Below are 12,259 nucleotides of genomic sequence, written 5' to 3' on the forward strand. Positions count from 1 at the left end.
TTTCGCTGGAGTTATCGATGAACACACCGCAATCGCCGTCGACTGGTGCGCCGGCCAGTAAGTCTTCCAAACGCAAGATTCTGCTCGCGCTGCTCGCCGCAACGCTCGGTTTGAGCGGAGCCGCATACGGAGCGTACTATTATCTCGACGCCCGCTATTCACGTCGATACCGACGATGCCTATGTCAACGGCAATGTCGTGCAGATCACGCCGCAGGTCACGGGCACCGTGATCGCGGTCAACGCGGACAACACGCAAGTGGTGAAGACCGGCGAGCCGCTCGTGCAGATCGATCCCGCCGACGCGCGCATCGCGCTGGATCAGGCCGAGGCCAATCTGGGGCAGACGGTGCGCCAGATTCACGGCCTTTACGTCAACGACGACAAATATCGCGCGGACATCGCGCAGCGCCGCTCTGATCTCGCGAAGGCGCAGGACGACTTGCGTCGACGTCTTTCGACCGGCATGACCGGCGCGGTTTCCGACGAAGAGATTTCGCACGCACGCGACGCCGTGCGCTCGGCGCAGGCCGCGCTCGACTCGGCCCAGCAGCAGCTCGGCGCGAATCGCGCGCTGACGGCGAACGTGGCGATCGATCAGCATCCCGACGTGCAGGCGAGTGCGGCCCATGTTCGCGACGCGTATCTCGCGTATGCGCGCACGACTTTGCCCGCACCGGTGAGCGGCTACGTCGCACAGCGCACCGTGCAGGTCGGCCAGCGCGTCTCGCCCGGCACGCCGATGATGTCGATCGTGCCGCTCGATCAGGTGTGGGTCGATGCGAACTTCAAGGAATGGCAGCTTCGTCACATTCGCGTCGGGCAGCCGGTCGAGCTGACGGCGGACGTGTATGGCTCGAAGATCGTCTATCACGGGAAGGTCGTGGGCTTTACGCCGGGCACCGGTTCGGCGCTCGCGCTCCTGCCTGCGCAAAACGCGACTGGCAACTGGATCAAGGTGGTGCAGCGCCTGCCGGTGCGCATCGCGATTCCGCCCGACGAACTGGAGAAGCATCCGCTGCGCGTGGGGCTTTCGATGAACGTCGATGTCGATGTCAAGAACACCTACGGCGATCAGCCCGAGAACTGGACCGCGTCGGCCTATAAAACCGATGTCTTCGCGAAGTACGGCGACGAAGCGAATGCCGCGATCTCGCGCATCGTCACCGCGAACGAATGACCGGAGCCGCGTCATGTCCAACCAGGCTATCAATCATCCCCCCCTCACGGGCGCCGCGCTCGCGCTCGGTTCGCTGAGCGTGGGCCTCGCGGGCTTCATGACGGTGCTCGACTCGTCGATTGCCAACGTCGCGATTCCGACCATTTCGGGCAATGTCGGCGTGTCCGTCGATGAAGGCACGTGGGTCATCACCGTCTTCGCGGCCGCCAACGCGATCGCGATTCCGCTGACCGGCTGGCTTACTCAGCGCTTCGGGCAGGTGCGCCTGTTCGTCGGCTCGATCCTGCTGTTTACGATCGCGTCGTGGTTGTGCGGCATTGCGCCGTCGCTGCCAACCCTGCTGCTCGCGCGCGTATTGCAGGGCGCCGTGGCCGGTCCGCTGATTCCGATGTCGCAAGCGCTGCTGCTGAGTTCCTGGCCCAAGGCGAAATCGTCGCTGGCGCTCGCACTCTTTTCGATGATCGTCGTGACCGGCCCGATCGTCGGCCCCGCGCTCGGCGGCTGGGTGACGGACAGCTATAGCTGGTCGTGGATCTTCTACATCAACATTCCGGTCGGCCTGTTCGCCGCTGCGATGGTATGGATGCTGTATCGCCATCGCGACACGCCCGCGAGGAAATTACCGTTCGATGTCGTTGGGTTGGTGTTGTTGATCGTCTGGGTCACGGCGCTTCAGGTGATGCTCGACAAGGGCAAGGACCTTGACTGGTTCTCGTCGAACACGATCATCGTGCTGACGATCGTGGCCGTCGCGGGTCTGGCCTTGTTCGTGATCTGGGAGTTGACGGAGAAGAACCCGATTGTCGATCTCACTTTGTTCAAGGAGCGCAATTTTCTCGGTGGCACCATTTCGATTGCAGTCGCGTATGCGATCTTCTTCGGCACGCTCGTGCTGCTGCCGCAATGGATGCAGGAGTATCTCGGCTATCGCGCGGTCGATGCAGGACTCGCGACCGCGCCGCTCGGCATCTTCGCGGTGATCGGCGCGCCGATCATGGGCAAGATCCTGCCGCGTTCGGATGCGCGCATCATCGGCACGTTCGCGTTCATCGGCTTCGCGGCGGTCTATTACATGCGCTCGTTCTTCTATACCGATCTGAGCGAGGGCTACATCATCCTGCCGACCTTGCTGCAAGGCATTCCGATGGCGTTGTTCTTCGCGCCTCTCACGGTGATCATCCTGTCGGGGCAGCCGCCCGAGAAGGTGCCGGCGGCAGCGGGGCTTTCCACCTTTGGACGCATCTTCTTCGGCGGCATCGGCACGTCGCTGGCGAGCGTCGTGTGGAACAACCGAACCATTCTGCATCATGAAGTGCTGACCCAGCAGTCGAGCGCGACCAACCCGATCTTCAATACGCAGATCCATGACTATCATTCGGTGCTCGGCCTCGGGCAGCAGGCGTCGTATGCGCTGTTCGATCAGACCGTGCAGACGCAGGCCGCGATGCTGGGCCTGAACGATGTGTTCTACGGCGCGGCCGTCATCATGATCATCATTATTCCGCTCATCTGGATCACGAAGCCGGGCAAGGCGGGCGGGGCGAGCGACGCGGCGGCGGCCGCGCACTGACATCCGCGATCTCATGAACAGGCCGGGGTGGACCCGGCCTGATTTCATTGTGGCGTTCGATATGTGCAGCGTTGCACAGATCAGGCAGCCTTGATGAGTCCGAGCTGTTGCAGCGCGGTCACGCCGTCGTCGAGTCCGATTTCTTCGACTATCTTCCCGTCTCTGAGTCGAAGCACCGTCGTGCCGGTAAAGCGCATTTTCCGACCGGTCGCAGCCGGCAACGATCCGATGAGGAAGTCGTTGAATGCAGTGCCGGTATGTGTGCCGCCGCCTTCCCATCGGCCGACGACATAGTCTCCCTCGGCGATGAGGTCAGCGGCGCCCCAGAAATTGAGGTCGGGAAACGCTTCACGGAAACCGTTCATGAAAGCCTTGATGTCTTCGTGGCCACGTCGCGGCTCGTGCAGCGAATAGTGAAGAAGCATGTCGGGTGCAGCGAGTTCATCGACGATGTCGAGTTTGCATGTCTTGCCCCAGAAATCGGTGAACCAACGCCCCACGATGGATTTGTTGTCGTCTTCCTTGGACATGGTGAGTTCCTCATTGAATGATGTTGGGAGAGAGGGGCTTTCGCTTCCCTCTGACTCAACGATATTCACGCGAGCAGTCGGGTGCCCCCCGATTCTTGCTGCAACACTCGATAGTGATGCTTTGTTCGCATCAGTCAGACAGCAAGAATCGGGGTGTCTGGGGCGGGGCAGATGCCGTATGTTTCCTGTTCGTCGCCTATCGACTGGAGGTCGATCATGTTGCCGCTACCACTATCGCTTCATGCGCTCGCAGCCCAACGCGGAGATGGACTGCGTCCTGAACTCAGAGCGCTATTCGAACGTCACGCAGAGATAGTGACGGGCCTCGCTGCTGCCATTGAGCCTCTCGGGCAAGTATCTCTGTGCCAAGTGACAGACGCAGCCCTTGGCGAAGACCTTGAGGCTGCACAGCGGCGTAGCCTACGACGTACTTTTCTTCCGTGCCGGAGTCATCGCCCTTCGCCGGGCGCACGGCGCGTTCATGCACGTGCGAGGCCGGCGTGCGGGCGATCATGAGACTGAGCAACTCGGGACGGTTGTAATAGCTCGCAGCGTCCATCAACATCTTGCGGCGGTCGATCGACGTGAAGTCGAGATCCAAGATGACTTCGCCTTCGCCCGAGCGCAGCGGCTCTGCCATCAACACGCCGTCGGGCGACACAATCGTGGTGAAGCAACCAGACCCGTGCGAAGAGCGAGCATCAAGGTAATCAGCGTCGAAATATTTACGCTGTATCCGCGGTTATTTGATCAGGCGACACGATGAGCCCGATGTCGATGATCGACGCATGGACCATGCTTTCGCGAATAAACGTCAGGAGCCGCGGCTTCTCGGTCAAGCCGAGCATCGGGGTAAGGGCCCAATCGAGCACGACCGCAGTCTTTATGCGGGTCAAACGAGACCGTTCGTCTGGTGAACTGTATTTGACATAAGTAACATGATAATTTGAACTCCGAATAATATCCTGTGAACGCGATCGGATTGAGGTGCTAGTGGTCTTGCTGACGTGCAAATGCGACTGGCGCGGTTACTCGTACAAGTCCGCGTGGTACGCCAGAAAGCTCCCTCACCATGGCGAAGCTTGACGCGATCTGAGCATACTGGCTCCTCGTACTGTCCACGAGCTGCTGTCCGGCCTCTGTCAGGCGGACGCTACGTGTCGTTCGCTACACTAATGATATTCCTGCCGCTCGCTCAAGTTCGGCGATGCGGTGGCTCATTGCCGCTTTGCTAACGCCAAGTCGGCTAGCCGCCGCTGTGTATGTTCCCTGCTCGGCAAGCATGGTCAGCCAATGCAGATGGATCCAGAGATCCTCGATGTTTGTGCAGCCATACGGTGATTGTTCATTCCTCAAAACATTAATTTCAATAGTACCTCCTTTCGCTGCACATGAACGACTTCTACACTGACTTCACACTTAGGCCTCTGGAGACACTGCAATGCAAGCGTTTGAAGACACCAACGACGTCGGCCATTTCATTAACGGCGCGCGCGTCGCAGGCACGGGCTCGCGAACCCAGCCGATATTTAACCCCGCCACAGGCGCCCATGCTCGGAGACTTCTTCTGGGCGAAGCGGCAGAGGTGGAAGCTGCAGTCGCCAGTGCGCAGAAAGCCTTCCCCGCATGGAGCGACACGCCTCCGATCAAGCGTGCCCGCGTCATGCTTCGGTTCCTGGAGTTGATGAACAAGCACCGCGATGAACTTGCAGCCATCATCACCGCAGAACATGGCAAAGTGTTTTCCGATGCGCAGGGAGAAGTCTCGCGCGGCATCGATGTCATCGAGTTCGCTTGTGGGATTCCGCAGCTATTAAAGGGAGACTATACGGAACAGGTCTCAACGGGCATTGATAATTGGACGATGCGCCAGGCTCTGGGCGTGGTAGCAGGGATCACACCTTTCAATTTCCCGTGTATGGTCCCGTGCTGGATGTATCCGGTCGCTATCGCGGCCGGAAACACGTTTATCCTTAAGCCGAGCGAGCGCGATCCGTCGGCGGCGCTCTTCATGGCGGACCTGCTCAAGAAGGCTGGGCTGCCCGACGGCGTTTTCAATGTCGTTCAGGGCGATAAGGCCGTTGTCGACGCACTCCTCGTCCACCCTGATGTAAGAGCGGTCAGCTTTGTCGGGTCGACCCCGATCGCCAACTACATCTATGAGACAGGTGCCAAGCACGGCAAGCGCGTCCAGGCGCTCGGCGGAGCCAAGAACCACATGGTGGTGATGCCCGATGCAGACATCGAAAAGACGGTTGACGCCCTGATCGGTGCGGCATACGGCTCGGCCGGCGAGCGTTGCATGGCAATTTCGGTCGCACTCTTCGTGGGTGATGCCGCAGAAAAGGTAATGCCACTCCTCGAAGAACGCACGCGTACCTTGATCATCAAAAATGGCATGGAGCCGGATGCCGAGATGGGCCCGATCGTTACGCGACAGGCTCTCAAATGTATCGAGGGTTACATCGCGGAAGGCGTAAAGGAAGGCGCTACACTTGTCGTCGATGGCCGCGGCCTGAAGGTCTCCGGTCACGAAGACGGCTTCTTCACGGGTGGCACGCTGTTCGACAACGTCACGCCCGACATGCGCATCTATAAAGAAGAGATTTTCGGACCGGTGCTGGCGTGCGTTCGGGTCCAGGATTTCTCGGAGGCGGTTGAACTGATCAACGCACACGAGTTCGGAAACGGTGTTGCCTGTTTCACGAGCGATGGCCACATCGCCCGCGAGTTTGGACGCCGAATTCAGGTGGGTATGGTTGGTATCAACGTACCGATTCCCGTGCCGATGGCATGGCACGGTTTCGGGGGGTGGAAGCGAAGCCTCTTTGGCGATACACATGCATATGGTGAGGAGGGCGTACGCTTCTACACTCGGCGATCGCGACTTGACTTTTGGCCAGTGGGATGTCAACTTACGGAGAAGATGTATGTATATGCATTCGTTTTGGCGAATCGGTACGATCCGCCAAACCATCGAGATGCCTGGCTAGGACCGACTTCATGTTCACTGACTGCTACTGTACTCAATTTCGACGTTCGGCCAACAGGTTGACGAGCATCTACGACGCGGCCCTTCGTCCGGTTGGATTGAAAATCACTCAGTTCTCGCTTTTGCGGGCGCTCGAGCGTCTCGGAACGGCGACCTACGGCGAAATTGCCGAGGAAGCGGCCTTGGACCAAACGACGATCTCCCGGAACCTGAAAATTCTGATTAACGCTGGCTGGGTTAGCGTCAGCGTTGATCCCGAACAAGACGCCCGATTTCGATTGGCTCGGTTGAGCAAAGAAGGGGTGAAGAAGCTGCGAAGCGCGGAACCGTACTGGAGTGTCGCTCAGCGTCGCGTGGAAGACGGCGTCCAAGGCTTCCTCAACGGCCCCGCAAATAAGCAACTTCTCGAAGCGCTGGAGACGTTGCAACGCGTCGCAATCAAGTAGGGAAGCCTCAGGGAATATCCCTAACCAAAGCAACTCGAAAAACGGCTTTTCGCGTATTGACTTGCATAGTGCGCCATATAACATGTATCTACATGTACTTTGCGGTGCGTTTCGGCCGATGCCGACCGGAAAATTCAGATTAATAGTTGTAGCTACAACCTCTGACTCATTCCGACCAGGTAACAGCGTCGGAAGGATCACATTCGGTTAAACGTCCTTATCGGAGATTTGAAAAATGCCTACTTACATGGCGGCCTCAAAAGCGAGGTGCAACACCTATCTCGTATAAGGTGTTGCAATGCCCGACAAAACTATTTCATACCAGCATCTTCAACCTGAAGAACGCCTCGCCATCGCAAGCCTACGACTGCAGGATGTGAGCATTCGGGCCATGGCCCGAATGCTCGGTCGCTCGCCGTCCACCGTGAGCCGTGAACTGACGCGCAACAGCTCTCCTGCTGGCTACGCATCCGTGCCAGCTCAAGCACTATGCGCCGCCCGCCGTAGCGCTGGGCGCGGCCCCGCCAAGCTTTGCACGCAGGGCGTTCGCTGGCGGGTTGTGCTCACGTTGCTGGACTGGAAGTGGTCGCCCCAGCAGATATCGGGCACACTTAGGCGAATGTATCCGACCGACCCGACCCAGCACGTATCGCACGAAACCATCTACACGGCTATCTACGCTCAGCCGCGCGGCGAACTGCGCCGCCAGTTGATTGCCTGCCTGCGCCACGGCCACAGTACCCGTATGTCCCGCACACGCGGCACAGACCGACGCGGGCAGATTCCCGAGATGGTGAGTATTCACGTGCGCCCGCCCGAAATCGAAGACCGCCTGCTGCCTGGACACTGGGAAGGCGACTTTATAAAAGGCGCCGGCAACCAATCCTCCGTTGGCGTACTGGTTGAGCGCACCAGCCGCCTGGTGTTGCTTGCCAAGATGGAGGATGCTACGGCCGCCTCAGCTCTGGCGGGCTTCTCGGCCAAACTCAATTCGATTCCTGAACCCCTGCGCCAGAGCTTCACCTATGACCAGGGCAAGGAACTCGCGCGCCATCAGGAACTCGCCGCGGCCACCGGCGTGCGCGTGTACTTCTGCGACCCGCACAGCCCGTGGCAACGCGGCACTTGCGAAAACACCAACGGATTGTTGCGCCAGTACTTACCTAAGGGAACCGACCTCTCGGTCTACACACAAGACGAACTCGATGCTATCGCCGACAGCTTGAACAACCGGCCGCGCGCAACTCACGCGTTTCATTCACCGTTCGAGGTCTTCGCCGCCACGCTCGCCTCAGCAAGTCAACCTCAAGACGCTAAACATTAACCCCTTGTTGCACTTCGGCTTGAAACCGCCCATCGTATCAGCAACACAAAACCTCCTGACGCCTGATCACAAGAGAAAGGTTGCGAAGGAAATTACCCGCGCCCATAGCCAAGCAACAGGCGCGCAAAGTTTTTTTGCCCAGGTCACTTTTACTGAAATTCCAAACGGCTCACATTTTATGGGTGGAGTTCAGATCGACACGCCGCAAGTATTCATTCACGGCCACATCCGTGCCGGTCGCACGGAAGAGCAAAAGCGGCGCTTGCTTGCGGATATCACGGAGTCGATCCACGTCGCAACGTCAATCGAGAAACGGTTTTTGTGGACCTATATTTCCGAGTTGCCGCCAACGAACATGGTGGAGTACGGGGAGGTTCTGCCGCAACCTGGCAAGGAAGCCGAGTGGCTCGAGTCGCTGCCTTCCGAGGTTCGCGATTACATGCTGAAGTTAAGCGCAGACCAATAACGCACCCAAACGACCCAAAAATTCTCGTAGGAGACGCCCTTGAATTCCTCAGCCCTTCCTTTGCAAGAGTCACATCGGATGACTTCCGACCAACGCAAGATCATATTTGCTTCGTCGCTTGGTACTGTCTTTGAGTGGTATGACTTTTACCTTTATGGTTCGCTTGCAACTGTGGTCGGAAAGCAGTTTTTCTCTGGAGTGAACGAAACGGCGGCGTTCATCTTCGCGTTGCTCGCATTTGCGGCGGGGTTTGCAGTACGTCCCTTTGGTGCGCTTGTGTTTGGGCGTCTTGGTGATCTTGTTGGCCGCAAGTACACGTTCCTTGTGACCATTCTGCTGATGGGTGCTTCGACGTTCCTGGTCGGCGTTTTGCCTTCGTACGCAAGTATCGGTATCACGGCCCCGGTAATGCTCATCGTGCTGCGGTTAGTTCAGGGACTCGCACTCGGCGGGGAATATGGCGGAGCAGCGACCTATGTGGCCGAACATGCGCCGGCGACGAAGCGAGGTGGTTACACAGCGTGGATTCAGACCACAGCAACGCTCGGGTTTTTTCTTTCGTTGCTGGTTATCCTTGGGACCCGTTTGATTGCAGGTGAGTCGGCCTTCGCCGACTGGGCATGGCGCATCCCGTTTGTATTCTCGATAGTCCTCGTGTCGATTTCGGTGTGGATTCGACTCACTCTCAGCGAATCGCCGGTCTTCCTTAAAATGAAGTCGGAGAATGCGACTTCGAAAGCGCCGATCAAAGAGGCGTTCGGTGAGTGGAAAAACGTGCGCCTCGTACTGATTGCCCTGTTCGGCGTAGTTGCGGGTCAGGCGGTGATCTGGTATGCAGGCCAGTTCTATGCGCTCTTTTTCTTGACGCAGACGCTGAAGGTTAATCCGGTGACTGCGAACCTCCTGATTGCTGCGGCCCTATTAATTGGTACTCCTATGATTGTGCTATTTGGTACGCTTTCAGATCGAGTCGGCCGCAAGCCTGTCATCCTCAGCGGGTTTCTCTTGGCGATCGTACTGTACTTCCCGATCTTTCATGGACTGACCATGTTTGGAAATCCCGCGCTGTATGCCGCGCAGGAGAAGGCGCCGGTGACGGTTGTCGCGGATCCTAGCACCTGTTCGTTTCAGTTCAATCCAGTCGGAACGTCGAGCTTTACAAACTCGTGCGATCTCGCAAAGTCATTCTTAGCAAAATCGGGGGTGAACTATTCGAATCAAGTCGCTCCGGCTGGTTCAGTTGCCTATATAAAAGTTGGCGACGAGCGCATTGAAAGCGTAGATACTGCGAAACTGGACAAGACTCTAGGCGCCCAGAAAATCAAAGATTTTGAAACCAAACTTGGTTTTGTTATCAAGTCTGTCGGCTATCCGACTTCGTCGGACCCGAAACTCATCAATTACCCGATGGTGCTGTTGCTTCTCGTTGGGCTGGTTCTAACTGTTGCAATGGTTTATGGACCAATCGCTGCGACGCTGGTTGAACTGTTCCCTACGCGTATCCGCTATACGGCGATGTCGCTGCCGTATCACATCGGAAACGGCTGGTTTGGAGGCTTTCTGCCGACGACTGCGTTCGCACTGGTGGCCGCAACCGGAAATATCTATGCCGGCGTGTGGTATCCGGTTGTGATCGCAGCCATCTCTCTGGTGATAGGATTTTTCTTCCTGCCGGAAACCCGCTTGCGCACCATCGATGACTAAATCATCACATCGGTGAATAGTGCTGCGCTCAATGAAGGACGCAGCGTTCGATTGGTTACCGTATATAGGCTACCGCGCACGCCAGAGTGGTGTGCGCAGATAGCCGATGTTCAAAGTTCGCAAGTTAGAAACTGTGCGACTCCATGACCAAAGCTCCAGTCTTCATCGGAATTGGTAACGAACGACACAACAACATCGCTCGGTTCGATGCCGCAGTATTCCTGAAGCAGACGGGTGAGCATCCTGTAAAAATTCTGCTTTGCTGCCTGGAGTCGAGGTCGGCTGATCACAGTCATCATGATCATGTTGTTCGTACGGGTGATACCAAGGCCCGTGTCTTCGATGATCAGGTGCGATGCACGATGTTCGTAGACGACCTGATAACGGTCCCCTTCAGGCACCTGAAACGAGTCGACAACGGCGCGATGGGCTGCGTCGAGCATCGATGTTATTTGAGAAGTACTACGACCTTCAAGAATGTCGAATTTGACGAGAGGCATGGTTTTCTCCTGATAGAAATGTGAGGTCGATGAATCTGCTAACCGGTGAATCCAGTGTATTTCTATCGATTCACGAATTAAATAGCGCGTGCGATAAATCATTGTTCAAGAAAATGAACAATGATTGTGCGGACGCCATTGAGTGTTGTGAGAACGATCCCGCGGACGAAGTGTCTTCGGGATGAGGATTCCCTACTGCGCAGTACGACGTGTTAGATTTCGGTGCATCTAGGTCATTTGAGGATGACGCCGTCGCTACGTACGACCCGCGCGCAGATTATCGACGTGCTTTCGTCGCAGGCCAATATTGCTGGCTATAAGGCAGTCCGATTAGGCGCAACGGCCAGGATTGACACTATGCGGGAGGAATAGGCCTCCGCTCGAGCAACTTCGGCGCAGTCTCCGTCACTGCGCATTTGAATGTTAGCAGTCGTTTATGTAGCAAGGAGAAAGCAGAAATGACATGCTCGTAAGAGACGATTTTGCTAAAGGCGTTGACCACATAAAAAAACCGAGCTCGACGTCGATGACTGTGCTTTCGTCAGCTTTAATTGCCTGCGTCAGCAGCGTCACAATAACCTTTCACAAGGGTCGAACGAACCATTCGACCAAGAGATCGAAGCGCTCTCGGCACCTTGTATGACGAGGCATTCGATGCGGTCGGCATCGAACGGATTGCGGTGCAGAACGACGGCGTGCCGCCCACGCTGCAGAATCTGGCGACGACGCTTGTCATCAAGATATCCGCCGTGACTCACGCGCTCCGGCCGCTCGTTCGCGACGGGTTGGTCGCCCTGCGCCCCGACGAACAGGACGGGCGTGCCAAGTGCGCTGCATTGAGGCGCGAGTTCGAGTGGCGTTACTGCACTGGACCGAAGTCAACGAGCGCGTCGAAGGTGTGCTCGGGCGGGAATCGGCCGCGGCCTTGCGGGCGCTGGCCGATCATGCCGCGTCGGATGACTTCCTCGCGGCTTACGAAAGCGCCCGCGCGAATGAAGTCTCATTCGCCCGCGCGAATGAAGTCTCATCTTCAGAATAAGGATCGATGGCGGCAATGGCCGGAAACCTTGCGCATGTGACATTGGAGCGGCCCCGTATCCGATCAAGAATGGGGCTTTCGAGGAGTACGACCATGCCCTACCTGCAGTTGGATGTACGCGGTCACTATCCGGTGAAAGAAAAGCAGCGCCTGGCGCTGAAGATGAGCGAGACCTACGCGCAGATGATGTCGGTGGATGTCCGGCGCATCAGCGTTGCGATTCGGGAACTGGGTGATGGTGGCGTGTGGCGGATTCCCGCACCAGGTGAAGAACCCGTGCCGGTCGCGGTCATGATGCTGGACATTAGAAAGGGCAGGCCGCCCGAGTTGCGTATGGACGTGGCGAAAGCGCTATGCGCGCATTGCATCGAGATTCTCGGGCTGCGTGAGGACCGGCTCAATGTCGAATTTACGCAGCATTCCGGGGACGAGATGTATCACCCGACGCTGGGCGGTTATAGCCCGGAGTGGACGCCCGGCGAACAATAGGAAGAGCAATGAGACAAGCG

General features: G+C 57.5%; 8 protein-coding genes and 4 pseudogenes. 8 read left to right on the forward strand and 4 right to left on the reverse strand.

Going from position 1 to position 12,259, the window contains the following annotated elements; translation table 11 throughout:
- Positions 1-17: 17 nt before the first annotated feature.
- Positions 18-1,179, forward strand: a pseudogene (locus tag ACEN42_RS33185) (HlyD family efflux transporter periplasmic adaptor subunit).
- 13 nt (positions 1,180-1,192) lie between these two features.
- Positions 1,193-2,749 carry a DHA2 family efflux MFS transporter permease subunit gene (locus ACEN42_RS33190; RefSeq protein ID WP_371882906.1) on the forward strand — a complete coding sequence of 519 codons (1,557 nt, stop codon included), beginning with the start codon at positions 1,193-1,195 and terminating at the stop codon, positions 2,747-2,749.
- Between the two features lie 80 nt (positions 2,750-2,829).
- Here ACEN42_RS33190 and ACEN42_RS33195 read toward each other — a convergent pair whose 3' ends face one another.
- The 3 genes and pseudogenes from ACEN42_RS33195 to ACEN42_RS33205 form a co-directional block, all read right to left on the reverse strand.
- Positions 2,830-3,279, reverse strand: a complete 450-nt coding sequence (locus ACEN42_RS33195; protein WP_371882907.1) for an ester cyclase — start codon at positions 3,277-3,279, stop codon at positions 2,830-2,832.
- A gap of 460 nt (positions 3,280-3,739) precedes the next feature.
- Positions 3,740-3,958, reverse strand: a pseudogene (locus tag ACEN42_RS33200) (aliphatic nitrilase); the annotation flags it as partial.
- Positions 3,959-4,278: 320 nt separating this feature from the next.
- Positions 4,279-4,635: pseudogene (locus ACEN42_RS33205) on the reverse strand (LysR family transcriptional regulator); the annotation flags it as partial.
- Positions 4,636-4,720: 85 nt separating this feature from the next.
- Between ACEN42_RS33205 and ACEN42_RS33210 the strand changes: the two are divergent.
- From ACEN42_RS33210 to ACEN42_RS33230, 5 genes and pseudogenes are all read left to right on the forward strand, one after another.
- Positions 4,721-6,181: pseudogene (locus tag ACEN42_RS33210) on the forward strand (CoA-acylating methylmalonate-semialdehyde dehydrogenase); the annotation flags it as partial.
- A gap of 149 nt (positions 6,182-6,330) precedes the next feature.
- Positions 6,331-6,717 carry a MarR family winged helix-turn-helix transcriptional regulator gene (locus ACEN42_RS33215; RefSeq protein WP_371882908.1) on the forward strand — a complete coding sequence of 129 codons (387 nt, stop codon included), beginning with the start codon at positions 6,331-6,333 and terminating at the stop codon, positions 6,715-6,717.
- Between the two features lie 313 nt (positions 6,718-7,030).
- A complete protein-coding gene (locus ACEN42_RS33220) occupies positions 7,031-8,041 on the forward strand; it encodes an IS30 family transposase (protein ID WP_371881115.1) in 1,011 nt (336 codons plus the stop codon).
- 19 nt (positions 8,042-8,060) lie between these two features.
- A complete protein-coding gene (locus tag ACEN42_RS33225; protein WP_371882909.1) occupies positions 8,061-8,507 on the forward strand; it encodes a tautomerase family protein in 447 nt (148 codons plus the stop codon).
- A 78-nt stretch (positions 8,508-8,585) separates the two neighbouring features.
- Entirely contained in the window at positions 8,586-10,211 is a 1,626-nt protein-coding gene (locus tag ACEN42_RS33230; protein WP_371883213.1) for an MFS transporter, read from the forward strand.
- Positions 10,212-10,321: 110 nt separating this feature from the next.
- Here ACEN42_RS33230 and ACEN42_RS33235 read toward each other — a convergent pair whose 3' ends face one another.
- Positions 10,322-10,711, reverse strand: coding sequence for a tautomerase family protein (locus ACEN42_RS33235; protein WP_371882910.1), 390 nt, complete (start codon positions 10,709-10,711; stop codon positions 10,322-10,324).
- A gap of 1,132 nt (positions 10,712-11,843) precedes the next feature.
- Between ACEN42_RS33235 and ACEN42_RS33240 the strand changes: the two genes are divergently transcribed.
- Entirely contained in the window at positions 11,844-12,239 is a 396-nt protein-coding gene (locus tag ACEN42_RS33240) for a tautomerase (protein ID WP_371882911.1), read from the forward strand.
- Positions 12,240-12,259 lie beyond the last annotated feature (20 nt).

The sequence above is a fragment of the Caballeronia sp. S22 genome, from assembly GCF_964261745.1.
GTDB lineage: Bacteria > Pseudomonadota > Gammaproteobacteria > Burkholderiales > Burkholderiaceae > Caballeronia > Caballeronia jiangsuensis.